Source organism: Lysobacter avium, from assembly GCF_015209745.1.
Classification (GTDB): domain Bacteria; phylum Pseudomonadota; class Gammaproteobacteria; order Xanthomonadales; family Xanthomonadaceae; genus Novilysobacter; species Novilysobacter avium.
This window is the reverse complement of sequence record NZ_CP063657.1, coordinates 1545919-1571122: the sequence shown is the minus strand read 5'-3', so window position 1 is coordinate 1571122 and position 25204 is coordinate 1545919. Positions and strand designations below refer to the sequence as shown.

Annotated in this window: 19 protein-coding genes; 15 read left to right on the top strand and 4 right to left on the bottom strand. The window is 67.5% G+C overall.

Going from position 1 to position 25204, the window contains the following annotated elements:
• Nucleotides 1-34 precede the first annotated feature (34 nt).
• From grpE to recJ, 10 genes are all read left to right on the top strand, one after another.
• The gene (gene grpE, locus INQ42_RS07105; RefSeq protein ID WP_194033663.1) at nucleotides 35-565 is read left to right on the top strand and encodes a nucleotide exchange factor GrpE; all 531 of its coding nucleotides are present in this window, start codon (nucleotides 35-37) and stop codon (nucleotides 563-565) included.
• A 98-nt stretch (nucleotides 566-663) separates the two neighbouring features.
• Nucleotides 664-2589, top strand: a complete 1926-nt coding sequence (gene dnaK, locus INQ42_RS07100; protein ID WP_194033662.1) for a molecular chaperone DnaK — start codon at nucleotides 664-666, stop codon at nucleotides 2587-2589.
• 153 nt (nucleotides 2590-2742) lie between these two features.
• Nucleotides 2743-3870 (top strand): molecular chaperone DnaJ, encoded by a 1128-nt coding sequence (dnaJ, locus tag INQ42_RS07095; RefSeq protein WP_194033661.1) that lies wholly within the window; start codon nucleotides 2743-2745, stop codon nucleotides 3868-3870.
• Nucleotides 3871-4052: 182 nt separating this feature from the next.
• On the top strand, nucleotides 4053-5363 hold the full coding sequence (locus INQ42_RS07090; protein ID WP_228064305.1) for a sialidase family protein: 1311 nt from the start codon (nucleotides 4053-4055) through the stop codon (nucleotides 5361-5363).
• A gap of 91 nt (nucleotides 5364-5454) precedes the next feature.
• Nucleotides 5455-6177, top strand: a complete 723-nt coding sequence (dapB, locus tag INQ42_RS07085) for a 4-hydroxy-tetrahydrodipicolinate reductase (RefSeq protein ID WP_194033660.1) — start codon at nucleotides 5455-5457, stop codon at nucleotides 6175-6177.
• A gap of 213 nt (nucleotides 6178-6390) precedes the next feature.
• A complete protein-coding gene (gene carA / locus INQ42_RS07080; protein ID WP_194033659.1) occupies nucleotides 6391-7518 on the top strand; it encodes a glutamine-hydrolyzing carbamoyl-phosphate synthase small subunit in 1128 nt (375 codons plus the stop codon).
• A gap of 1 nt (nucleotide 7519) precedes the next feature.
• Nucleotides 7520-10771 carry a carbamoyl-phosphate synthase large subunit gene (carB, locus tag INQ42_RS07075; protein WP_194033658.1) on the top strand — a complete coding sequence of 1084 codons (3252 nt, stop codon included), beginning with the start codon at nucleotides 7520-7522 and terminating at the stop codon, nucleotides 10769-10771.
• Nucleotides 10772-10852: 81 nt separating this feature from the next.
• Complete coding sequence (gene greA / locus INQ42_RS07070) at nucleotides 10853-11329, top strand: transcription elongation factor GreA (protein ID WP_043959024.1); 477 nt, start codon at nucleotides 10853-10855, stop codon at nucleotides 11327-11329.
• A gap of 2 nt (nucleotides 11330-11331) precedes the next feature.
• Complete coding sequence (locus tag INQ42_RS07065; RefSeq protein WP_194033657.1) at nucleotides 11332-12285, top strand: phosphoglycerate mutase; 954 nt, start codon at nucleotides 11332-11334, stop codon at nucleotides 12283-12285.
• Complete coding sequence (gene recJ, locus INQ42_RS07060) at nucleotides 12282-14009, top strand: single-stranded-DNA-specific exonuclease RecJ (protein WP_194033656.1); 1728 nt, start codon at nucleotides 12282-12284, stop codon at nucleotides 14007-14009. Before INQ42_RS07065 ends, recJ begins: the two co-directional genes overlap by 4 nt.
• Before the next feature lie 9 nt (nucleotides 14010-14018).
• On the opposite strand, the gene INQ42_RS07055 is transcribed toward recJ, so the two are convergent.
• Nucleotides 14019-15236: an acyltransferase family protein gene (locus INQ42_RS07055; protein ID WP_194033655.1), complete on the bottom strand. Its 1218-nt coding sequence runs from the start codon at nucleotides 15234-15236 to the stop codon at nucleotides 14019-14021.
• 151 nt (nucleotides 15237-15387) lie between these two features.
• Here INQ42_RS07055 and INQ42_RS07050 point away from each other — a divergent pair, with 151 nt between their 5' ends.
• From INQ42_RS07050 to lysS, 3 genes are all read left to right on the top strand, one after another.
• Entirely contained in the window at nucleotides 15388-16272 is an 885-nt protein-coding gene (locus tag INQ42_RS07050) for a LytTR family DNA-binding domain-containing protein (protein ID WP_194035802.1), read from the top strand.
• A 122-nt stretch (nucleotides 16273-16394) separates the two neighbouring features.
• Nucleotides 16395-17523, top strand: a protein-coding gene (prfB, locus tag INQ42_RS07045) for a peptide chain release factor 2 (RefSeq protein WP_193983300.1) whose coding sequence is annotated in 2 segments (ribosomal slippage) — nucleotides 16395-16469 and nucleotides 16471-17523 — 1128 coding nt in all. Because the reading frame shifts where the segments join, the coding sequence is not laid out codon by codon here.
• 51 nt (nucleotides 17524-17574) lie between these two features.
• Nucleotides 17575-19116 carry a lysine--tRNA ligase gene (gene lysS, locus INQ42_RS07040; RefSeq protein WP_194033654.1) on the top strand — a complete coding sequence of 514 codons (1542 nt, stop codon included), beginning with the start codon at nucleotides 17575-17577 and terminating at the stop codon, nucleotides 19114-19116.
• A 121-nt stretch (nucleotides 19117-19237) separates the two neighbouring features.
• On the opposite strand, the gene INQ42_RS07035 is transcribed toward lysS, so the two are convergent.
• Both INQ42_RS07035 and INQ42_RS07030 read right to left on the bottom strand, forming a co-directional pair.
• Complete coding sequence (locus tag INQ42_RS07035; RefSeq protein ID WP_194033653.1) at nucleotides 19238-19966, bottom strand: rRNA pseudouridine synthase; 729 nt, start codon at nucleotides 19964-19966, stop codon at nucleotides 19238-19240.
• Nucleotides 19967-20064: 98 nt separating this feature from the next.
• Nucleotides 20065-20460 carry an HPF/RaiA family ribosome-associated protein gene (locus tag INQ42_RS07030; RefSeq protein WP_193983295.1) on the bottom strand — a complete coding sequence of 132 codons (396 nt, stop codon included), beginning with the start codon at nucleotides 20458-20460 and terminating at the stop codon, nucleotides 20065-20067.
• Between the two features lie 174 nt (nucleotides 20461-20634).
• Between INQ42_RS07030 and INQ42_RS07025 the strand changes: the two genes are divergently transcribed.
• Together INQ42_RS07025 and INQ42_RS07020 are read left to right on the top strand one after the other, a co-directional pair.
• A complete protein-coding gene (locus tag INQ42_RS07025) occupies nucleotides 20635-21396 on the top strand; it encodes a sulfurtransferase (RefSeq protein WP_194033652.1) in 762 nt (253 codons plus the stop codon).
• Between the two features lie 112 nt (nucleotides 21397-21508).
• Nucleotides 21509-23896, top strand: a complete 2388-nt coding sequence (locus INQ42_RS07020) for a heavy metal translocating P-type ATPase (protein ID WP_194033651.1) — start codon at nucleotides 21509-21511, stop codon at nucleotides 23894-23896.
• Nucleotides 23897-23912: 16 nt separating this feature from the next.
• Here the strand turns inward: INQ42_RS07020 and INQ42_RS07015 are convergent, their stop codons facing one another.
• Nucleotides 23913-25166 (bottom strand): TIGR03862 family flavoprotein, encoded by a 1254-nt coding sequence (locus tag INQ42_RS07015; protein ID WP_194033650.1) that lies wholly within the window; start codon nucleotides 25164-25166, stop codon nucleotides 23913-23915.
• Nucleotides 25167-25204: the final 38 nt, after the last annotated feature.

Here is a 25204-nt window from a genome sequence, read left to right as displayed (position 1 = left end):
AAGCGTCCCCCGCAACGTCAGGACCAGAGCAGATATGACCACCGAACCCAACCAGGATCCGGCAGCACAGTCGGACCCCGTCGAACACGACACACCCCATCCGGACGGCCAGTTGGCTGCCCAGCTGGCTGCGGCAAATGAAGAATTGTCCAACCTGCGCGAAAGCATGCTGCGCGAGCGGGCCGACCTTGAAAACCAGCGCAAGCGCCTGACGCGGGATGTGGAGATGGCGCGCAAATTTGCCAACGAGCGCCTGTTGTCCGCCCTGCTGCCGGTCATCGACAGCCTGGAAGCCGGATTGCAGGCCTCCGGCGACGACGCGGTGGCCCTGCGCCAGGGCGTCGAACTGACCCTGAAGCAGTTGCTAAAGGTCACCGGCGATAACGGACTGGTCGAGGTCAATCCTGCCGGCAAACCGTTCAACCCGGAGCACCACGAGGCGATGAGCACCGTGGCCAGCGCCGAGCATCCGCCGGGCCACGTGGTGCAGGTCTACCAGAAGGGCTGGCTGTTGAATGAACGTTTGTTGCGCCCCGCATTGGTGGTTGTCAGCGGCGACGCTTGAACCGGCGGACCGCGACCCCCAGATAACTGACATGAGCGGTACGAACTGTGGCCGCCCCCGTCTATCGGCATAAATCCAATTTCAAAGGAATAAACAGCATGGGCAAGATCATCGGTATCGACCTGGGCACCACCAACTCGTGTGTCGCGGTCATGGAAGGTGGCAAGTCGAAGGTCATCGAGAATGCGGAGGGTGATCGCACCACTCCGTCCATCGTCGCCTACACCAAGGACGGCGAGATCCTCGTGGGCGCCTCGGCCAAGCGCCAGGCCGTCACCAACCCCAAGAACACCTTCTTCGCGGTGAAGCGCCTGATCGGCCGCAAATTCACCGACGCCGAGGTGCAGAAGGACCTGGACCACGTCTCCTACAGCGTCATCGCCCATGACAACGGCGATGCGTGGGTGGAGACCGGTGACAACAAGAAGATGGCGCCCCAGCAGATCTCCGCCGAGATCCTGTCCAAGATGAAGAAGACCGCCGAGGATTACCTGGGCGAGAAGGTCACCGAGGCGGTCATCACCGTGCCGGCGTACTTCAACGACAGCCAGCGCCAGGCGACCAAGGATGCCGGCAAGATCGCCGGCCTGGACGTCAAGCGCATCATCAACGAGCCGACCGCGGCCGCGCTGGCCTACGGCATGGACAAGAAGGGCGGCGACCGCAAGGTGGCCGTGTATGACCTGGGCGGCGGTACCTTCGACGTCTCCATCATCGAGATTGCCTCGGTCGACGGCGAGATGCAGGTCGAGGTGCTGGCCACCAACGGCGACACCTTCCTGGGTGGCGAGGACTTTGACAACCGCGTCATCGCCTACCTGGTCGAGGAGTTCAACAAGGACCAGGGCATCGACCTGCGCAAGGACCCGCTGGCCCTGCAGCGCCTGAAGGATTCCGCCGAGCGTGCCAAGATCGAGCTGTCCACCGCGCAGCAGACCGAGGTCAACCTGCCGTACGTGACCGCCGATGCGTCGGGTCCGAAGCACCTGAACATCAAGCTGACCCGCGCCAAGCTGGAGTCGCTGGTGGAGGACCTGGTCAAGAAGTCGATCGAGCCATGCCGTACCGCGCTCAATGACGCCGGCGTGCGCGCCAGCGAGATCGACGAGGTGATCCTGGTCGGTGGCCAGACCCGCATGCCGAAGGTGCAGCAGGCGGTTACCGAGTTCTTCGGCAAGGAGCCGCGCAAGGACGTCAACCCCGACGAGGCCGTGGCCGTGGGTGCCGCGATCCAGGGTGGCGTGCTGGCCGGCGACGTCAAGGACGTGCTGTTGCTGGACGTGACCCCGCTGAGCCTGGGCATCGAGACCCTGGGTGGCGTGTTCACCAAGATCATCGAGAAGAACACCACGGTGCCGACCAAGGCCTCGCAGACCTTCTCCACCGCCGAGGACAACCAGTCCGCCGTGACCGTGCATGTGCTGCAGGGTGAGCGCGAGCAGGCCCGCTACAACAAGTCGCTGGCGCGCTTCGACCTGTCGGGCATCGAGCCCGCGCCGCGCGGCCTGCCGCAGGTGGAGGTGTCGTTTGACATCGACGCCAACGGCATCGTCCACGTGACCGCCAAGGACAAGAAGACCGGCAAGGAGCAGAAGGTCGAGATCAAGGCCGGCTCGGGCCTGTCCGAGGAAGAGATCCAGAAGATGGTCCAGGACGCCGAGGCCAACCGCGAGGAAGACCAGAAGTTCCAGGAGCTCGTGCAGGCCCGCAACCAGGCCGATGGTCTGGTCCACTCCGCGCGTACCGCGATCAAGGAGAACGGCGACAAGCTGCCGGGCGAGTTGATTGGCGCGACGGAAGCGGCGATCGCTGAGGTCGAGACCGCGATGAAGGGCGACGACAAGGGCCAGATCGAGGCCAAGAGCAAGGCGCTGGAAGAATCCGCGCAGGCCCTGTTTGCCGCGGTCCAGTCGCAGCAGGCCGGCGCCGACGCTGCCGGTGGCGATGCCAGCGCCGACACGGCCGCCGACGATGTGGTCGACGCCGAGTTCACTGAAGTGAAGGACGACGACAAGAAGCAGTAAGCGATCCGCTCCCGCAGATAGCGCGGGGTAGGGCGCGAGGGTTCGGGATCGATCCGTGGTCCCGGACCCTCGTTGTTTGAGCGGCTCGTTCCAACAAACTTTTGAACCAGACCGCCCGGACACCGTTCCGACGGACAGGGGAAGTGGCAGCACATGAGCAAACGCGACTATTACGAAGTCCTGGGTGTGTCCCGGACCGCAAGCAGTGATGAGCTGAAGAAGGCGTATCGCCGCTGCGCGATGAAGTTCCACCCGGACCGCAATCCGGACGACGCGACCGCGGAGGCCAGCTTCAAGGAGTGCAAGGAAGCCTACGAAGTGCTTTCCGATGACTCCCGCCGGCGCATGTACGACCAGCATGGCCACGCGGCGTTCGAGCACGGCATGGGCGGTGGTGGCGGCGGGTATTCCGACGACATGGGCGACATCTTCGGCGATATCTTCGGCAACATCTTCGGGGGTGGCGGCGGTGGCCGCGGCCCGCGTCGCGGCGCCGACGTCGGCTATGTGATGGAGCTGTCGCTGGAAGATGCGGTGGCCGGCATCGAGAAGCGCATCGAAATTCCGACCCTGGACTCGTGCGCAAAGTGCAAGGGCAGCGGCTCGGCCGACGGCAAGCTGCACACCTGCAATACCTGCCAGGGCCGGGGCCAGGTGCGCATCCAGCGCGGCATCTTCTCGATGCAGCAGGCCTGTCCGCATTGTGGCGGGCGCGGCCAGTCGATCGAGAACCCTTGTGGCGACTGCCACGGCCAGGGACGCATCGAAGGCAGCAAGAGCCTGCAGGTCAAGATTCCGGCCGGCGTGGACAACGGTGACCGCATCCGGCTGTCCGGTGAGGGCGAGGCGGGCCCCGCGGGGTCGCCGCCGGGCGACCTGTACGTCGAGGTCCGCGTGCGGGAGCACGAGTTCTTCCAGCGCGACGGCGACGACCTGCATTGCGACGTGCCGATCCGGCTGGGCCAGGCGGCGCTGGGCGCCTCCATCCGGGTGCCGACGCTGGGCGGAGATGTGGAACTCAAGGTTCCCGCCGAGACCCAGACCGGCAAGGTCTTCCGCCTGCGCGACAAGGGCGTGCAGTCGGTCCGCAGCCGCCGGCCCGGTGACCTGTATTGCCGGGTGGTCATCGAAACACCGGTCAATCTCACCAGCGAACAACGCGAGTTGCTGCAGAAGCTGGAAACCAGTTTCACCGGCGAGCACGCCAGCCGGCATTCGCCGCGCTCCTCGACGTTCATGGATGGCGTCAAGGGTTTCTGGGACCGGATGACGTCCTCCTGAGTCACCGTTGCGGGTTGAAACACCGGCCGTGACCGGAACGTCGCGGCCTCGTTGTCCATCCGCCGTGAAAGAATGCCCGCGGCGATTGCATGAGGCCTTGGACGATGACGGACGGCGGACGTATCAGAACCACTCGCAGCGGGCGCTTTGCGGCCGTCTGGCTGCTGGTTGCGGCGCTTTGTGTGGCCTTGGTCGCGTGTTCCACCGACAAAGCGCCTGTCGAGCCCGCCGACAGCCCGGGCGCGCAGGAGAAGTTTTCCTGGGTCCAACCGTGGGCGTTGCCTGTCGCTGGCGAAGCGGCGCATCCCGACCTCGTTGCGACACCGCAGGGCGATTTGCTGATCAGCTGGGTGCAGCCGGCGCCCGACGATCATCGTGAGCTGCGAATTGCCCAGTTGGCGTCACCCGCGCCCGGTGTGCCGGGTGCCTGGGCGGATCCACTCAGCGCAGGCACCGGCGGCAACTGGTTCCTCAACTGGGCTGACACGCCCCACGTCTACGCGTTGCCGGACGGTTCGCTCTGGGCGCACTGGCTGCGGCAGACCGGTGACGGACATACGGATTACGGGATCGATCTGGTGCGTTCCGGCGACGGCGGCCGGACGTGGTCTCCGCCAACGCTGGTGAGCCTTCCCGATCTGCCAGGCGACAACGGATTCGTGACCTTCTGGCCCCAGGCATCCGATGAGCTGGGGATGGCCTGGCTGGACAGCCGGCAGAAGGCCACGGCATCCACTCCGGCCGCCAACGATCAGCACCCCGGCAACGCGCCGGCCGACGATGGCCACGGCCACGGAGATGGCGCGATGATGCTGCGCGCCGCCATCTACGGCTCGCCCGCGTCAAACACGCCTGGCGCGGCCCCGTCGAAATCGAGCGAGTGGCCGCTGGACATCTCGACCTGCGACTGCTGCACCACGGCCTCGGCAATCACCTCGCGCGGCCCTGTCGTTGTCTACCGCGGCCGCAGCGCCGGCGAGATCCGCGACATCCGCCTGGTGCGCCTGGAAGGCGGAGCGTGGACCGCGCCGCGCGACGTGCACGCCGATGGCTGGTGGATGACGGGCTGTCCGGTCAACGGCCCGGTGGTCGTTGCCGAGGGCGATACCGTGTGGGTGGCCTGGTACACCGAGGCCGATGGCCAACCCGAGCTGCGACTCGCCCGTTCCGACGATGCCGGCGACAGTTTCGGTGTGCCGCTCGCGGTCGCCAATGGGCCGCAGGTGCTGGGGCGGCTGGGGCTTGGGCTTGCGCAAGGGCATGTGCTGCTGTCCTGGCTGCAGGAGGGCGACGGTGGCGACGGCCAGCAATTGATGCTCTCGCGTATCGACCGCGGGCTCGGCGCTGCCCACAGTATTCCGGTCGCGGCACTGGCCGCGCGCGGCCGTGCCAGTGGAATTCCCAGGCTGGCGGTGCTCGACGAGGCCGCGTGGCTGGTCTGGGGAGAGGTGGTGGACGGAACACCCACCCTGAAGGGCGCTGTCGTCCAGTGAGCCGCTGCGGTCCGGGAAAAGTCTGCGGGAGCGGTGTAGAGACCTCCGGCGCCGCTTGCCCGTGCGGCCGCGCAGCCTATAGCCTGCGGGCATGAAGCAATCGTCCGATGTCACCCGTGTCCTGATCCACGGCGCCTCCGGCCGGATGGGGCAGGCCCTGCTGCGTCTGCTGGCGACGCGTGAGGATTTGCGCGCGGTCGCGGCTGTCTCGCGCAGCAAGCCGGCGCAACGCGTGGTCGACGGCTTGCCATACTTTGCCGTGACCGAACTGCACGGCGTGCCCACGTTCGATGTCGCGATCGATTTCAGCCTGCCCGATGGCCTGGACGCGATCCTGGGCCTGTGCGTTGAGCGCGGCGTGCCGCTGGTCTCCGGGACCACAGGCCTGAGCGAATCCGGCGAGCGCGCACTGGACGCGGCGGCCACGACGGTGCCGGTGCTGCTGGCCGCCAATTTCAGTCTCGGCGTGACCGTGCTGGGTGATCTGGTCGAACGCGCCGCGAGGCTGCTGCAAACCTGGGATTGCGACATCGTCGAATCCCATCACAAGCACAAGCTGGATGCGCCGTCCGGCACGGCACTCGCCCTGGGCGCGCGCGCGGAGCAGGGCGGCGCGCAGCCGAGTTACGCATCGCTGCGCGCCGGCGATATCGTCGGTGAGCATACGGTCCAGTTCGCCGGGCCGGGTGAGCGGATCGAACTGGTCCACCGCGCGACCAGTCGCGATGTCTTTGCCCGCGGCGCACTGCATGCCGCGGCGTGGCTTGCCGGGCAGGCGCCGGGCCGGTATCAGCTGCGCGACATGCTGCGGTAGCGCCGCCTTTTTTCGCCGGCGGCTGTGCTTACCGCCGGCGGTGGGATGCGCAGCACTGGCACTCGCAGCGCTTCATCGCTAGAATTCCCGTTCGCCTGAACCCCATTTGTCGGACCGGAACCCCCACCGCGTCCGCGCTTTGCTGCAGCCGGTATTTGGCCAGTGTTGCGCTCGATGGACTCAGCATCCCCTGGCAGACAAGGCGATTTTTCCGTGACCCAACCCGCAATCCTTGCGCTCGAAGACGGCACCATCTTCGAAGGCGTTTCCGTAGGCGCACCCGGCCTGTCCGTTGGTGAGGTGGTTTTCAACACCGCCATGACCGGCTACCAGGAGGTTCTCACCGACCCCTCGTACGCGCGCCAGCTGGTGACGCTGACCTACCCGCACATCGGCAATACCGGCATCAATGACCAGGACAACGAGTCCTCGCGGATCTGGGCCGCCGGCCTGATCGTGCGCAACGTGCCGCGCCGTCCCAGCAGCTGGCGCAGCCAGGTCGCGCTGCCGCAGTGGCTGCAGGACCAGGGCGTGGTCGCGATCGCCGATGTGGACACCCGCAAGCTGACCCGGATCCTCAGCAGCCACGGCTCGCAGAGCGGGGCGCTGATGGCCGGCGACGGCATCAACGCGGACCAGGCCGTCGAGGCGGCGCGCAAGTTCCCCGGCCTGCAGGGCATGGATCTGGCCCGCGAGGTCAGCACCCGCGAGCGCTACGAATGGAACGAGGGCCAGCTCGACCTGGACAGCAACGAATTCGCCCAGGGCGAAGGCCGCTTCCACGTGGTCGCCTACGACTTCGGCATCAAGCGCAACATCCTGCGCATGCTGGCCCAGCGGGGCTGCCGGGTCACGGTCGTGCCGGCACAGACACCCGCTGCCGACGTGCTCGCCCTGCGGCCCGATGGCGTGTTCCTGTCCAACGGTCCCGGCGACCCGGAGCCCTGCGATTACGCCATCACCGCGATCCGCGAGCTGATTGCCCAGCGCATCCCCATGTTCGGGATCTGCCTGGGCCACCAGTTGCTCGGCCTGGCCAGTGGCGCGAAGACGATGAAGATGAAGTCCGGCCACCACGGCGCCAACCATCCCGTGCAGGCGCTCGACGACGGCGGCCGGGTCATGATCACCAGCCAGAACCACGGCTTTGCGATCGACGAAGCCACCCTGCCTGCCAGCCTGCGCACGACCCACCGCTCGCTGTTTGACGGCTCCAACCAGGGCATCGAGATCCCCGGCGCACCTGTTTTCGGCTTCCAGGGCCACCCCGAGGCCAGCCCGGGTCCGCAGGACGTCGCCCCCTTGTTCGACCGGTTTGTTGCGCTGATGGAGGCCAACTGACATGCCAAAGCGCACCGACATCAAGACCGTCCTGATCATCGGCGCCGGCCCAATCGTGATCGGCCAGGCCTGCGAGTTCGACTACTCCGGCGCGCAGGCCTGCAAGGCCCTGCGTGAGGAGGGCTACCGGGTGGTGCTGGTCAACAGCAATCCGGCCACGATCATGACCGACCCGGACATGGCCGACGCGGTCTACATCGAGCCGATCAACTGGCGCACGGTGGAGAAGATCATCGCCAAGGAGCGCCCCGACGCGCTGCTGCCGACCATGGGTGGCCAGACCGCGCTCAACTGCGCGCTCGACCTGGACGACCACGGCGTGCTGGCGAAGTACAACGTCGAGCTGATCGGCGCCCGGCGCGAGGCGATCATGATGGCCGAGGACCGCGAGCTGTTTCGCGTCGCCATGGCCGAGATCGGCCTGGAATGCCCGAAGGCGGCGATCGCCAAGACCTTCGAGCAGGCGGTCGAGATCCAGGCGACGGTCGGTTATCCGACCATCATCCGGCCGTCCTTCACCCTGGGCGGCAGCGGCGGGGGCATCGCCTACAACCGCGAGGAGTTCGAGGAGATCGTCAAGGGCGGCCTGGAACTGTCGCCGACCAACGAGGTGCTGATCGAGGAATCGGTGCTGGGCTGGAAGGAATTCGAGATGGAGGTGGTCCGCGACACGGCGGACAACTGCATCATCGTCTGCTCGATCGAGAACTTCGACGCGATGGGCGTACACACCGGCGACTCGATCACCGTCGCCCCGGCGCAGACCCTGACCGACAAGGAATACCAGCGCCTGCGCGATGCGTCCCTGGCGGTGCTGCGCAAGATCGGCGTGGATACCGGCGGCTCCAACGTGCAGTTCGGCATCAATGCCGAGACTGGCCGCGTGGTCGTGATCGAGATGAACCCGCGCGTGTCGCGTTCCTCGGCGCTGGCTTCCAAGGCGACCGGCTTCCCGATTGCCAAGATCGCCGCCAAGCTGGCGGTGGGCTACACGCTGGACGAGCTGCGCAACGACATCACCGGCGGGGCGACGCCGGCGTCGTTCGAGCCGACGATCGACTACGTGGTGACCAAGATTCCGCGGTTCGCCTTCGAGAAGTTCCCCCAGGCCGACTCGCGCCTGACCACCCAGATGAAGTCGGTGGGAGAGGTGATGGCGATGGGCCGCACCTTCCAGGAGTCGCTGCAGAAAGCCCTGCGCGGGCTGGAGACCGACAAGGTCGGCCTCGACCCGACCGGCATCGACCTGACCACCGATGAAGGCATGGCCACGATCCGCCGCGAGCTCAAGGAGCCGGGCCCGGAGCGGATCTTCCACATCGGCGATGCCTTCCGCGCCGGGATGAGCGTGGAGGACGTGCACGCGCTGTCCTTCGTCGATCCGTGGTTCCTGGACCAGATGGAGGAGATCATCGCCGCCGAGAAGGACGTCGCCGCGCACGGGCTGTCCGCCCTCAACGCGGGCCGCATGCGCGAGCTCAAGCGCATGGGGTTCTCCGACGCGCGCCTGGCCCAGCTGACCGGCACCGACGAGACCGCCGTGCGTTCGCTGCGCCGTGCCTTCGGCGTGCGCCCGGTGTACAAGCGCGTGGATTCCTGCGCCGCCGAGTTCGCCACCACCACCGCCTACATGTACTCGACCTATGAGGACGAGTGCGAGTCCAACCCGACCGACCGCGACAAGATCATGGTGCTCGGTGGCGGTCCCAACCGCATCGGCCAGGGCATCGAGTTCGACTACTGCTGCGTGCACGCGGCGATGGCCCTGCGCGAGGACGGGTTCGAGACCATCATGGTCAACTGCAACCCGGAAACCGTGTCCACCGATTACGACACCTCCGACCGCCTGTACTTCGAGTCGCTGACGCTGGAAGACGTGCTGGAGATCTGCGAGCTTGAGAAGCCCAAGGGCGTGATCGTCCAGTACGGCGGCCAGACCCCGCTGAAGCTGGCGCAGGCCCTGGAGGCCGCCGGCGTGCCGATCATCGGCACCAGCCCCGACAGCATCGACCTGGCCGAGGATCGCGAGCGTTTCCAGCAGCTGGTCGACAAGCTGGGCCTGAAGCAGCCGCCCAACCGCATCGCCCGCAACGCCGAGGAGTCCGTCGTGCTCGCGCGCGAGGTCGGCTACCCGCTGGTGGTGCGTCCGAGCTACGTGCTCGGCGGCCGGGCCATGGAAGTGGTGCATTCGGACGCCGACCTGGAGCGCTACATCCGCGATGCGGTGCGCGTGTCGGAAAAATCGCCGGTGCTGCTGGACCGCTTCCTCGACAACGCCATCGAGGTGGATGTCGACATCATCGCCGACAAGGACGGCAACGTCCTGATCGGCGGGGTGATGGAGCACATCGAGGAGGCCGGCGTGCACTCCGGGGATTCCTCCTGCTCGCTGCCGCCGTACTCGCTGTCGGCGCAGACCCAGGCGCGCCTGCGCGAGCAGGTGACGGCGCTGGCCAAGGCGCTCAACGTGGTCGGACTGATGAACACCCAGTTCGCGATCCAGAACGACGGCAACGGCGAGGACACGATCTACCTGCTGGAAGTGAACCCGCGCGCCTCGCGCACGGTGCCGTTCGTGTCCAAGGCCACCGGCATGGCGCTGGCCAAGATCGCCGCGCGCTGCATGGCCGGCAAGACCTTGGCCGAGCAGGGCGCAACCGGCGAGATCATTCCGGACTACTACTCGGTCAAGGAAGCGATCTTCCCGTTTGCCAAGTTCCAGGGCGTCGATCCCATCCTTGGGCCCGAAATGCGCTCTACCGGCGAGGTGATGGGCGTGGGCCGCAGCTTCGGCGCGGCCATGGCGCGCGCGCAGGAGGCCGCCAGCATCAAGGCGCTGCCCGACGGCGGCAAGGTCTTCGTCTCCGTGCGTGATCCGGACAAACAGCGCGTGCTGCCGGTGGCCCAGGATCTGGTCGACCGCGGCTATTCGCTGGTCGCCACCAGCGGCACGGCGAAGTTCCTGCGCGCGCAGGGTCTGGAATGCCAGAGCATCAACAAGGTCAACGAGGGCCGGCCGCACATCGTCGACCTGATCAAGAACGGCGAGATCGTCTACATCGTCAATACCACCGAGGGCAGCCAGGCCATTTCGGACTCGTTCTCGATCCGTCGCGAGGCCCTTCAGCAGCGCATTACCTATTCGACCACCATCGCCGGCGCACGCGCATTGCTGCAGTCGCTGGAGTTCCGTGATGCCGGGCCGGTGCTGTCGCTGCAGGAACTGCACGCGACCGTGAAGACCACCGCCTAGCTTTGCCCCGACGCTCCCGGGCACAATCGGGACGTCGCAGAAAAACCAGTGCCGGCCACGCGCCGGCCCGAGGACCATTCCATGCAAGCACCCCTTACCGCCAAGGGTGCGCAGCGTCTGCGCACCGAACTTGAGCAGCTGAAATCCGTCAAGCGGCCGGCCGTCATCGCCGCCATTGCCGACGCGCGTGAACACGGCGATCTCAAGGAGAACGCCGAATACCACGCCGCGCGTGAGCAGCAGAGTTTCATCGAAGGCCGCATCAAGCAGCTTGAGAGCGAGCTGTCGAACTCGCAGATCATCGACATCGCCGCGCTGAACGTGGGCGACAAGATCGTGTTCGGCGCAACCGTCGACCTGGTGGATACCGAGAGCGATGAGGAGCGGACCTACCAGATCGTTGGCGACCTGGAGGCCGACATCAAGCTGGGCCTGATCGCGATTTCCTCGCCGGTCGCGCGCGCGCTGATCGGTCGCCACGAAGGGGACAGCATCATCATCGATGCACCGGGCGGCACCCGCGAATACGACATCGTCGCCGTCCGTTACGTCGTCTGAGGATGGCCCGGCGCGCGGTCACCCTGCTGATGCCGGCGCGCAGCCGCTTCGGCGGCCAGCGACTGTCGGAAAGCGCGGGTCGCTGGTTCGCCCGCGCGGACCGCTCCGATCCGGGCGGCGAGCTGGTGCAGCGCCAGTTTGACGTGCTGCCGCGCGGCTGGCCCGTCGCCGCCGTCACCCGTCAGCGCGACGCGGGCGACGCGGCGGGATCGGCCTGGATGCGCGCGGACCCGGTCTATATCCAGCCGGAGATCAACGGCGCACGCCTGATGGCGCATGGCGACGCGCTGTCGCTGAGCGAGGCCGACACCGCCGCGTTCCTGCCCGCGCTCAAGCCGTACTTCGGCGATGGCGGGACCTTGCTGGATGCGCCCGTGCCGTCCCGCTGGTATCTGCAAATGCCCGCCGGCGCGAAGCTGCCGGCGATGGCGTCGCTGGACAACGCTCTGGGCGCCGATCTGTTCGAGCAATTGCCGGACGGCCCGGACGGGCGTCGCTGGCGGGCGCTGCTGAGCGAGGCGCAGGTGATCCTGCACAACCATCCGCGCAATGCCGAGCGGGCCGCGCTGGGTCTGGCGCCGGTGAATTCGCTGTGGTTCTGGGGCGCCGGCACGCTGCCGGACCACGTGCGCACCGTGCATGCGCGGATCGCCAGCGACGACGACACCCTTACCGCGTTCGCGACCGCCGCCGGCGTGCCGGCCGGTCCGCTGCCGGCGCGCTGGACGGAGGACGGCGAAGGGCTGTTCGACCTGCGTCATCTGCGGGATCTGGCGGTGTTCGATCGCGACTGGTGGCAGCCCTTGTCGGTGCAGCTGGGATCGGGCGGCATTGCGTCGGTGATAGTGGAATTCGCCGACGGCCACCGCCTGGACATGCTGCCGCGCCACCGCTGGCGTTTCTGGCGGCGGCCAATGCGGTCCTTCGTCAATCCGGCGCCGGAATCCGTGCAGTGAGCCGCGGCGGGATCGTACGTCGCCCGGCCGGTGCCGGGTCAGGACCTTGGCCGGACAGCATTCCGCCACTCCTCCGGCGCATCTACGGCGCCCGGGGCGCGCTTACCGAGGCACAGGCGCGTCCTCGCCTGGCCCATCTGCTCCCGCCCGACGGCCTGCTGGGGCTGGACGCCGCCACAACGCTGCTGGCTGAGGCGATCTCCGGTGACCGCCACATCCTGGTGGTCGGTGACTTTGACTGCGACGGGGCGACGGCGTGCGCGGTCGCGGTTCGGGGTTTGCGCATGCTCGGCGCGCGGCGCGTGTCCCACGCCGTCCCCAACCGCGCGGTTCATGGCTACGGGCTGTCGCCCGCGCTGGTCGCCGAGCTCGCACCGCTGCAGCCGGACCTGTTGGTCACCGTGGACCACGGCATCGCCTGTCACCCGGGCATCGCCGCGGCCAAGGCGCTGGGGTGGAAGGTGCTGGTCACGGACCACCATCTACCCGGCGACACGCTGCCGCCCGCCGATGCGATCGTCGATCCGAGCCAGCCCGGTGACACCTTCCCCAGCAAGGTGCTGGCCGGCGTCGGAGTGATGTTCTACGTGCTGCTGGCCCTGCGTCGACGTCTGCTCGCGGACGGCTCGCTGGACGGCGGCAGCAACGGGCGCGGCCCCGACCTCAGCCGGTTGCTTGACCTGGTAGCGGTCGGCACCGTCGCCGATCTGGTGCCGCTGGACGCCAACAACCGCGCCCTCGTCGCGGCCGGCCTGCGCCAGTTGCGGGCAGGCAAAGGGTGCGCAGGCCTGCAGGCGCTGATCGAGGCCGCCCAGCGGGATCCGGCGCGGTTGAGCGCCAGCGACATCGGTTTCGCCATCGCCCCGCGCCTGAACGCGGCGGGCCGGTTGGAGGACATGGCCGTCGGCATCGAGTGCCTGCTCACCGACGACATGACCCAGGCGCGGGAGATTGCCACCACGCTCAACCGCATCAACACCGAGCGCCGCGCGGTCCAGCAGCAGATGACCGACGAGGCCGAGCAGGCGTTTGCCCGGGTGGCCCTGGACACCAGCGACGTGCCGCTGGCCGCGTGCCTGTTCGATCCGGGATGGCACCCAGGCGTGGTCGGGCTGGTCGCCTCCAAGATGAAGGAGCGTCTGCACCGCCCGGCCATCGCCTTTGCACCGTCCGAGCCGGGCGGCGACATGCTGCGCGGTTCGGCGCGCTCGATTCCCGGCTTCCATATCCGCGATGCACTGGCCACGGTCGATTCGCGCAACCCCGGCCTGATCGAGCGCTTTGGCGGACATGCGATGGCCGCCGGGCTTTCCCTGCCGCTCGCCTCGCTGGACGCGTTCCAGCATGCGTTCCGCAAATGCGTCGAGCTGACCCTGTCGCCCGAGTTGCTGCACCTGCAGATTCCCAGTGACGGCGAACTCGCCGCCGACGAGTTCACCCGCCACAGCGCCGATGCACTGCGCCACGGCGGCCCGTGGGGGCAGGGCTTCCCCGAGCCCCAGTTCGACGGCGAATTCGATGTACTCGGCTGGCGCATCGTCGGCCAGAAGCACCTGAAGCTCGAACTCGCGCTCGCTGGCCGGCGGGTCAACGCCATCCATTTCGGTGGCTGGGACCAGCAGGAACCGCCGCCCCGGGTGCGGATCGCTTACCGGCTGGAAGCGGACGACTACCGTGGCGGCGACGCCATCCAGCTGGTCGTGGTGCACCGCGAAGCGGCGTGACGGGACGCCTCAGTCGACCTGCAGCGGTGCTGTCTTTGGCCGTTCAAGCCGCGCGCCCCGCGGCACCAGTCCGAGTCCGAACAGTGGCCGCAGCACCGTGACGCGACGAATCACCAGTTCGTGCAGCAACGCGCAGCCCGCGATCGTCAGCAATGTCACCAGCACCGGTTCCAGCACGGGCCCGATCTGCAGAGGGATCAGCCAGTACGCGGCCAGCACGATCAGGCTCTGGTGCAGGATGTACCACGGATACACGGCTTCGTTGGCGTAGGGGAGCCAGCGCATCGGGCGGTTCAACAGCGCGTGGCCCCAAGCAAAGATCGCCAGCAGCGCCGACCACATGTACAGCGCACGCGCCGCTCGCTCGACCGTGCCCCAAGGCACATGTTGCGCCCAGAGCGGGACGTCGCCGGCGGGCAGGTGCTGGCCCGCTGCCTTGAGGCTCAGCTCCACCGAAATGCAGGCCACCGCGATGGCCAACAACGGCTTTCGCAGGCGGGTCAGGCCGGTCCAGAACGCGGCTTTGTCGGCGACAGCGAAACCGAGTACGAAGACCGGAAAGTATTCCGCATGCAGGTACCAGTCGCCGACCAGCGCGTGGGTTTCCGGGAAGCGCGGCTTCAGGAGCACCAGGAAAGCAAAGAACATCGTCGCGGGCATCAGCAGCCAGGCAAGCCCGCGCGGGCGGACCAGCGATTCGATGGCCCGCTGTGCGGGGGCGGAGCGGAGCAGCGGCGCCAGCGCCAGCAGCACCAACGTGTACACCCACAGATAGGCCAGGTACCACAGGTGGTTCCACGTGATCCCGTGGGTGGACCCCGCGAAAGTGCCTGCCGGCCACGGGCGCAGTTGCAGATACCGCCACATGAAGGCGCCATAGCCGGTTTCGATCGTTCCCTTGCTGACCCCTTCGCAGTACGCCTGCGCGGACACAATGAACAGCATGCCGAAAACGAGCGGGACCAGCAGGCGCCAGGTGCGGGCAAGCATGAAGCTGCGCGGGTTCCGTCCCCGCGACGCCAGCCCAAGGGCAATGCCGGAGATGGCGAAGATCAGTGGCATCCGCCAGCGATTGAACACGATCCGGACATAGTCCAGCCAGCCGTTCTGGTAGCTGCTGACAATGTGGAAATCCGAGTCGCGCTGATACACCCCGCTGACGTGATAGAGGATCAGGATGGCGAAGGCGATGACGCGCAACGCATCGATGTCATGGCGGCGGGGCATGCGGCGGTCCTCGATGATTTCCCCGAATCCTAGCCGCGGGATACGAAAGCGCCGCATGCAAGTGATTGATCGCGCGTGGCTTGTGACCAGTGGAGGGCTTGCAGGGACGAACTGCCGCTCTCCGGTGAGCGACCAACCGTATGATGCGCCGATGCAGGCTGCTCCTCCGACACCCGCCGAGAGCTATCTCGCGCATCGCCGCCCTTTTGAAGTCTGGTACTGGGTCGTTAGTTGCTGCCTGAGTGCCCTGGGTGGGAGTTATGCAAAGTGGGCCGACTATCAGCGGCTGGGATTGGCGCTGGACTGGTGGAAGCCGCTGACGTGGTCGTGGAGCAGCGCGCTGTTGCAGTTGGCGCTGGTGCCTGCCTTGCTGTGGTTCACCCGGCGCTGGCCACTTCATCTGGACACGTGGCGGCGCAATCTTGGGTGGTATCTGCCGGCCAGCGTTGCCTGGTCCGTGCTGCACGTCGCTGGAATGGTGGCCTTCCGTAAGATGGTTTATCTCACCCAGGGCGCCAGCTACAAGTTCGGCGATTGGCCGGCCGAAGTGCTCTACGAGTATTCCAAGGATGTGCGCACCTTCATCGGCATGGTGCTGTTGATTCACGGCTACCGGCTGCTGGTGTTGCGACTGCAAGGCGAAGCCAGCGTGCTGGACGTTCTCGACAATGGGCATGCGGTCGAGCAGGTGGATCGGCCCGAGCGCTTCCTGGTACGCACGCTCGGTCGGGAATTCCTGATTGCCGCAGCCGACGTGGAGTGGCTGCAATCGTCAGGCAACTACGTCAACCTGCATCTGGGCGGGCGTGCCTACCCCTTGCGCAGCACGATTGCGGGCATCGAGGCGAAGCTGGACCCGGCGCGGTTTCTGCGGATCCACCGCAGCTACATCGTGAATCTCGATCAGATCGTCTCGATCGAACCGCTGGACAGCGGGGACGCACGCGTTCACCTCAAAGATGGGCAATCGCTGCCCTGCAGTCGGCGCTGGCGGCAGCTTCTGAGAGAGCGGGTGGACCCGGTTGCCGAAACCTGAGGTCAGCGGCTCGCGGTCACGCACTGAGGACGATCATTCCATCCTCAGGTCACAGGCGCGGGACGCCCTCAGCCCTTGCGCCTGCTAGACTTGGCGGTCATTTTTCGCATGAAACCACGGACATGATCGAACTGAATCCCGTCCACGAGCGCATCGACGATCTCAAGGATCGTTTGCAGGCGCTCAGGGGGTATCTTTGACTTCGACACCAAGGTCGAACGTCTGGAAGAAGTCAGCCGCGAGCTGGAAAGCCCGGACGTCTGGGACGACGCCGAGCGCGCGCAGTCGCTGGGTCGCGAACGCGCTTCGCTGGACCGCGTCGTCAATGGCATCCGCAGCCTGACCGAGAGCGTCACCGGCGCCGAGGAGCTGCTTGAGCTGGCGGAAATGGAAGGCGACGACGACACCGCCCAGGCGGTGATCGAGGACGTTGAAACCTATGCGAAGGCCGTCGACGAGCTCGAGTTCCGGCGGATGTTTTCCGGCGAGATGGACAACGCGGCTGCATTCGTCGACATCCAGGCCGGAGCCGGCGGCACCGAGGCCCAGGACTGGGCCGAGATCCTGTTGCGGATGTACCTGCGCTGGGCCGAATCGCGCGGCTGGAAGGCCGAGCTGATGGAAGTCAGCGGCGGCGACGTGGCCGGCGTGAAGTCGGCGACCTTCCGCGTCGAAGGCGAGTTCGCCTACGGCTGGCTGAAGACCGAGACCGGCGTGCACCGTCTGGTGCGCAAGTCGCCGTTCGACTCCGACAACCGCCGCCACACCAGTTTCACCTCGGTGTTCGTCGCGCCGGAAGTGGACGACAACATCGAGATCGACATCAATCCGGCCGACCTGAAGACCGACGTCTACCGCTCCTCCGGTGCCGGCGGCCAGCACGTCAACAAGACCGAGTCCGCCGTGCGCATCACCCACGTGCCGACCGGCACGGTGGTGGCCTGCCAGACCGAGCGCAGCCAGCACGCCAACCGCGACCGCGCGATGAAAATGCTGGCCGGAAAGCTCTATGAGCTGGAGATCCAGAAGCGCAACGCCGAGCGCGACGCGGTGGAGGCGACCAAGTCCGACATCGGCTGGGGCAGCCAGATCCGCAACTACGTGCTCGACCAGAGCCGGATCAAGGACCTGCGCACCGGTATCGAGCGCAGCGATACCCAGAACGTCCTCGATGGCGACCTTGACGAGTTCGTCTCGGCCAGCCTCAAGGCGGGCCTGGCGGTGGGCGCGAAACGCTCCGACGCCACCTGATCCGGGCCCCGCGACCGTCGCACCCCCATGCATCACCTTTCAGGCATGACCATGACCGATTCCGCTCCAGCCCCTGCCGACGCCACGACCGCCGACGCCCGTCCCGACGAGAACAAGCTGGTGGCCGAGCGCCGCGCCAAGCTCGCCGAGTTGCGGGAGCAGGGCATCGCGTTTCCCAACGACTTCCGCCGTCATGACTACGCCGGTGATCTGCAGGCCGAATACGCCGATGCGGAGCAGTGGAGCGCGGAAGCACTGGACGCGAAGCAGCACCGGGTCGCGGTCGCCGGACGCATCGTGCTGAAGCGGGTGATGGGCAAGGCGAGCTTCGTCCAGATCCAGGACGAGTCCGGCCGTCTGCAGCTCTTCCTGCAGGCGAACACGCTGGGCGAGACCTATGCCGCGTTCAAGGGCTGGGACGTGGGCGACATCGTCGGCGCGCAGGGCGTACTCACGCGCACCCGCACCGGCGAGCTGTCGGTCCGGGTCGACCAGTTGCGCCTGCTGACCAAATCCCTGCGGCCGCTGCCGGACAAGTTCCACGGCCTGTCGGACGTGGAGCAGCGCTACCGCCAGCGCTATGTGGACCTGATCGTGTCGCCGGAAGCGCGCGAGGTGTTCATCAAGCGCTCGCGGATCATCCGCGCGATGCGCGAGTGGCTCGACAGCCGGCGCTTCCTGGAAGTCGAGACGCCGATGATGCACCACATCCCCGGCGGCGCCACGGCCAAGCCGTTCAGGACCCACCACAACGCGCTCGACCTGGACCTGTACCTGCGCGTCGCGCCCGAGCTGTACCTCAAGCGTCTCGTGGTCGGCGGCCTGGAGCGCGTCTACGAGATCAACCGCAACTTCCGCAACGAGGGCGTCTCCACCCGGCACAACCCCGAGTTCACGATGCTCGAGCTGTACGAGGCCTACGCGACCTACAACGAGGTCATGGACCTGACCGAAGCGATGATCCGCGACATTGCGGTGTCGGTGCTGGGCACCACCCAGCTGGAATGGGACGGCGAATCGATCGACGTCGGCCCGGCCTTCCGGCGCTGGACGATGAGCGACGCCGTGCTGGAACACAACCCGGAGATCAGCGCCGCCGACCTGCGCGATGTGGATGCGATGCGCGCCCACTGCGAGCGTCTGAAGATCCCGCTGAAGCCTGGCTATGGCTGGGGCAAGATGCTGCTGGAGATCTTCGAGGAAACCGTCGAGCACACCCTGATCCAGCCGACCTTCATCATCCGCCATCCGGTCGAGGTCAGCCCGCTTGCGCGCGAGAGCGACGACGATGCCGGCATGACCGACCGCTTTGAACTGTTCGTTGGGGGCAAGGAGCTGGCGAACGGCTTCTCCGAGCTCAACGACGCCGAGGACCAGGTCGCGCGCTTCAAGGCGCAGGTCGCGGCCAAGGACAGCGGCGACGACGAGGCCATGCACTTCGACGCCGACTACATCCGCGCGCTGGAGATCGGGCTGCCGCCGACCGGCGGGCTGGGCGTGGGCATCGACCGTCTCGTCATGCTGATGACGGGTTCCTCCTCGATCCGCGACGTGCTGCTGTTCCCGTACATGCGGCCGGAATCGGCGAGCTAGCCACGCCGGTTCGCTGTAACGCGCGTAGGCTCGCTTCGCACAGCCACTCGGGTCACAGCAGTACTGGCACGCATCGGCAACACCCACGCACCCGCACGCGTTGCTGGATGGTTCCCGGTGCCTAGAACCGTTCGCTGGCCGGCATGTAGCGCCACTGTCCGACGGGCATCTTGTTCAGGCCCATACGGCCAATGCGCAGGCGCCGGATTGCCACCACCCGCAGTCCCACCTGCGCGCACATGTCGCGCAACTGGCCGGGCCGGACATCCTTGATCGCAAAGCGCAGGCGGATCTCGTTCTGCCAGCTGACCTTGCACGTCGGTAGCGTGCGACCTTCGTAGCTCAGTCCGCGCGCAAGACGGCTCAAGGTGTAGGGACCTGCCTGGCCGTCGATCTCGACCAGGTACTCCTGCTCCAGTTTCGCCCCGTCCTCTTTCAGGCGCCGGGCGGTGCGGGGGTCTTGGCTGACCACGACCAGCCCGCTGGCATCGTCATCCAGCGGCATCAGCGGTTGCAGGTGGGAAAAATGGCGCTGCAGCGTGCGGATGCCGCGACGCTCGTCGCCTTCGATGCGGTTCGCCTCGGTGATCAACGACGCCGAATCGGGAAAGGCCAGGGCGGCCGGCTTGTGCAGCAACATGGTCGCCGGTTCGCTGGCTTCCAGGCGCGCGTCCGGGTCGAGCTCCACGCACTGCGCATCGACCATGAATTGCGGCGACTCGACCACTTCGCCGTCGACCTTGACCCAGCCCCCTTCGATGTACTGTTCGGCCTGCGCGCGCGAGCACGCCGCCAGGTCGGATACCTTGCGGGAGAGTCGCTCAGGGGATGGGGCGGGGTGATCGGACATCGGCGGCACCTGGGTACGGCCGACCAGTGTAGATCGACCCGGCCATAAAGGCCGGGTCGCGTTCGTGCTGCCGCCCGTTGCAGGCGGCGCGGCTCGTGTCAGGAAGCGTCGGCGATGTCCTTGATGGCCTGGTCCAGCACCGGCGCATCCGCGCCGGGCGCGACGTGGTGCGGCTTGCGCTCATCGGCGGCCAGCTTGCCCAGCGAGCTCTCCAGCTTGCTCTTGAGCTTCTGCGCGGCGCCGTTGATCGACTCCTGCACGGTGGCGGCCTCGGCGGTGACGGCGACCGGGTCGCGAGACGCCAGGCGCGCTTCCATCAGGCAGCGCTTGTCATTCTGGCCGGACTTGTCCGCGTTCAGGTCGCTCAGGTGCACCTCGATCCGGGTGATCTGGCTGGCGAAGCGCGACAGCACGTTGTTGACGACCTTGTCGACGTGGGCCGCGACCGATTCGTCGCCCTGGATGTTTCTGTCGGTGTTGAGCTGGATCTTCATTCAGACGTATCTCCGTCGGTGGGGTCGGCGTTGTCGCCGGGTCACAGGCAACAATAGTCCATTGCATGTTGACCGGGTGACAACGGGCCTTGGACGCCGGGGCGGCCGCCGAAGTTCCCTCCGCGCCGCCCGCGGCGGCCGGCACACAGCCAGTCGCACCGGTAAAATCGGCGGATGAAGGTCATCAATATCGCCGCCTACCACTTCACCCACATCGCCGACCCTGACGCGATCGCCGAGCGTCTGCACAGCCGTGCGGTCGAGGCTGGCCTGCGCGGTACCGTGCTGGTGGCGCCGGAAGGTCTCAATATCTTCCTGGCCGGCGCGCAGGAAGGCATCGACGCCTTCCTGTCGCCTCTGCGGGACGATCCGCGCTTTGCGGGCATGCCGGTCAAGACCAGCCGCAGCCACGACCAGCCGTTTGCCCGGCTGAAGGTGAAGGTCAAGCCGGAAATCATCGCCTGGCGGCGGGCCGATGGGGCGCCGCTCGACCATCCGCGAGCCCCGACGGTGGCGCCGGTGGATCTGGCGCGCTGGATCGAGTGCGGCGTCGATGACGATGGTCGCCCGCTGGTGCTGCTTGACACGCGCAATCGCGAGGAAGTCGCCTACGGCAGCTTCCGCGACGCGCTGACCCTGCCGATCGACAACTTCACCGATCTGGTGGCGGCGCTGGCGCCGCACCGCGAGGCGCTTGCCGGTGCGACGGTGGTGAGCTTCTGCACCGGCGGCATCCGCTGCGAGAAAGCCGCGCTGACGCTGCGGGCGGACGGCATGGACAACGTCCTCCAGCTGGACGGCGGCATCCTCGGCTATTTCGAGCAGGTGGGCGGCGCCGGTTATGAAGGCCGCTGCTTCGTCTTCGATGAGCGGGTGGCGCTGGATCCGTCGCTGCAGCCACTCGTGGACGGGGATCCACTCCAGCCGGCTGCTTGAGCGCGACGTGGCAACCGGCGCCATCGTCCCCATATCGGGTGCTGGGAGTCTGGCGAAAAGGGCTCGCTCAAGCGGAGAAATCACGACTGTGTTGCGGCTGGGTGTGGAAGGAATGTCCTGCGCGTCCTGCGTGGGCCGGGTCGAGACGGCCTTGTCGAAGGTTGCCGGGGTGCGCGCAGTCAGCGTGAACCTCGCCACCGAAATGGCCGAGGTGGACGCCGGCGACGATGTCTCGCTGTCAACCCTGGTCGATGCGGTGACAGCGGGCGGCTACGCGGTCCGCGACGAGTCGATCGACCTTGCGATTGAGGGCATGACCTGTGGGTCGTGTTCGGGGCGGGTCGAGAAGGCGCTGGCCGCGGTTCCCGGCGTGCTGGAGGTCAACGTCAACCTGGCGACCGAGCAGGCCCGCGTGCGCATGCTTGCGGGATCTGACGCTTCGGCGCTGGTCGATGCGGTGAAGGGCGCCGGATACGGGGCGAGTATCCCCGCGACCGGTGCGGCCACCGACGGGGGCCCGGGTACCACCGGGCGCCCGCCACGCGACAGCCGCCACTCGCGTGAATTGCGCCACCTGCTGATCGCCATCGCCTTGTCGGCGCCACTGATGCTGCCGATGCTGGCGATGCCGTTCGGCCGCGACTGGATGCTGCCGGGCTGGGTGCAGTTCGCGCTGGCCACGCCGGTGCAGTTCTGGCTCGGCGCGCGTTTTTACCGCGCCGGGTGGGGCGCGCTGAAGGCCGGCGCCGGCAATATGGACCTGCTGGTGGCGCTGGGCACCAGTGCGGGCTACGGATTGAGCGTGTACCACCTGTTTGCGGATGCCGGGCCGGGCGGCGCGCACCTGTACTTCGAGGCCTCCGCGGTCGTGATCACCCTGGTCCTGCTCGGCAAGTGGCTGGAGGCGCGGGCCAAACGACAGACCACAGAGGCGATCCGCGCGCTGCAGGCCTTGCGTCCCGACACGGCGCGCGTGGTGCGCGATGGCGTGGAGCGCGAGCTGCCGCTGGAAGAGGTGCGGGTCGATGACGAGGTGGTGGTGCTGCCGGGCGAGCGCATTCCGGTGGATGCGCAGATCATCGAGGGCCGCAGCCACGCCGATGAGTCGCTGATTACCGGTGAGTCGCTGCCGGTGGCCAAGGAGCCGGGTGATCGCGTCACCGGCGGTGCGGTCAACGGCGAAGGCCGCCTGCGCCTGCGCACGGTCGCGATCGGCGCTGAAACCGCGCTGGCGCGGATCATCCGCCTGGTCGAGGACGCGCAGGCGAAGAAGGCGCCGATCCAGCGCATGGTCGACAAGGTCAGCGCGGTGTTCGTGCCCGTGGTGGTGGGGATCGGAGTGCTGACGCTGCTCGGCTGGGGGTTGATTGGGGGCGACTGGAACGTGGCGATCCTCAACGCGGTCGCGGTGCTGGTGATTGCCTGTCCCTGCGCGCTGGGACTGGCGACACCGACCGCGATCATGGCCGGGACCGGCGTCGCGGCGCGCGCGGGCATCCTGATCAAGGACGCCGAGGTGCTGGAGACCGCCCGCTCGCTGAAGATCATCGCCTTCGACAAGACCGGCACCCTGACCGTTGGCCGACCAACGCTGGCGCAGCACATCGGCGCGGACGGCGATGACGCGGCGGTGCTGCGCCTGGCGGCTGCGTTGCAGGCCGGCAGCGAGCATCCCCTGGCCAGCGCGGTGCTGCAGGCCGCCAGTGATATCGACGTTCCACGCGCTGCCAACGTGCGGGCCCTGGCAGGCCGCGGGCTGGACGGCGAGGTCGAGGGTCGCGACCTGCTGCTCGGAAGCTCGCGGCTGATGCAGGAAAGCGGGGTCGATCTCACTTCCATGGAATCGCAGGGCGGGGAATTGGCCGCGCACGGTCACAGCGTCTCGTGGTTGGCCGAGCGTCTGCCCGACAGGGTGCGTTTGCTGGGCCTGCTCGCGTTCCGCGACGAGCCGCGACCCGAGGCCCGCGACGCCATCCGGACCCTGCACGCGCAAGGCCTGCGCACGGCGATGATTTCGGGGGACAACCTCGGTGCGGCTCGGGCCGTGGCCGATGCGCTCGGCATCGACGATGTACGCGCCGAGGTGCTGCCCGGTGACAAGGCCGAGGCGGTGAATGACCTGAAAGCCGCGGGGCCGGTGGCGATGGTCGGCGACGGCATCAACGATGCGCCCGCACTGACAGCCGCAGATGTGGGCATCGCGATGGGCGGTGGCAGTGACGTCGCGATGCACGCGGCGGGGATCACCCTGATGCGTTCCGATCCGCGTCTGGTATCGGACGCGATCGCCATCTCCCGCCGCACCAGCGCCAAGATCCGGCAGAACCTGTTCTGGGCGTTCATCTACAACGTGATCGGCATTCCGCTGGCTGCCGCTGGATTGCTCGATCCGGTGGTCGCCGGCGCCGCCATGGCCTTCTCCAGCGTCAGCGTGGTTTCCAATACGCTGCTGCTGCGACGCTGGAAACCGCAGTCGGCGAGTCAGCCCGCAACGGAGTGACGCTCGCTGCGAGCGCTCAGCCCCGGATGTCGGTGGAGCGCGCCAGCCAGTCCACCGCGCCCAACCCGGCGCGGCGACCGCTGGCGAAGCTGGCGTTGAGCAGGTAGCCGCCGGTCGGCGCCTCCCAGTCCAGCATCTCGCCGGCGCAGAACACGCCGGGCAGGGCGTTGAGCATGAGGGCCTCGTTCATCGCCTCCAGCCGGACGCCGCCGGCGCTGCTGATCACCTCGTAGACGGGGCGCGGACGCAGCAGTGTCAAGGGCAGGCGTTTGATCGTGCGGGCGACCCGGTCCGCATCAGCCAGTCCGTTCTTGCCCAGCACCTCATAAAGCAGCGCGGTTTTGACGCCGTTGAGTCCGGCTTGCCGGCGCAGGTGGTCGCTCATGCTGCGCCCGTTGCGCGGTTTGGCGAGGTCGGCACGCAGGCGGTCGAGATCGCGACCGGGCGCGAGATCCAGCGTCAGCATGGCGCGGCCGTCGTGCGCGATCGCGTCGCGCAGCGGGGCGGAGATCGCGTAGACCAGGCTGCCTTCGATGCCGTTGGCGGTCACCACGCACTCGCCCTGCAGCGCATGGTCCGCGCCGTCCTCGCGCCAGTGTGCGATGACCGGCTTCAGCGGTGCGCCGGCATGGCGCTGGACGAAGTGCGCGCTCCAGTCGATGTCGAAACCGCAGTTGGCGGGGACCAGAGGCGCCGTGTCCACGCCGCGCGCAGCCAGCCAGGGTTGCCAGGCGCCGTCCGAGCCGAGCTGGGGCCAGCTGGCGCCGCCCAGGGCAAGCACAATGGCGCGATGACGCGCCGCTAGTTCGCCCGTAGGCGTCGAGAATCGGAGCGCGCCGTCACTGTCCCAGCCCTCCCAACGGTGCTGCACATGGAAACTCACGCCCTGATCGCGCAGCCGCCGCACCCAGCCGCGCAGCAGCGGCGCCGCCTTGCGATCCAGCGGGAAGACCCGGCCGGAACTGCCGACGTAGGTCTCCACTCCCAAGCCGCGCGCCCACTCGCGCAACGCAGCGGCATCGAAGTCGTCCAGCCACGCGCCGACCGCCTCGCTGCGCTCCCGGTATCGCCGGTCGAACCCCGGGCGGTCCTCGCCGTGGGTGAGGTTCAAGCCGCCCTTGCCGGCAATCAGGAACTTGCGCCCGACCGAGCCCTTGGCCTCGTAGAGGTCGACCTCGATGCCTGCCGCGCGGGCGGTTTCGGCGGCCATCAGGCCGGCCGGGCCCCCGCCGATGACGGCCACGCCGGGCAGGGCGGTGGGGTCTGACATGAAACGGCTCCGGGCGGCGCAGCGGGGCGCTGCATTAT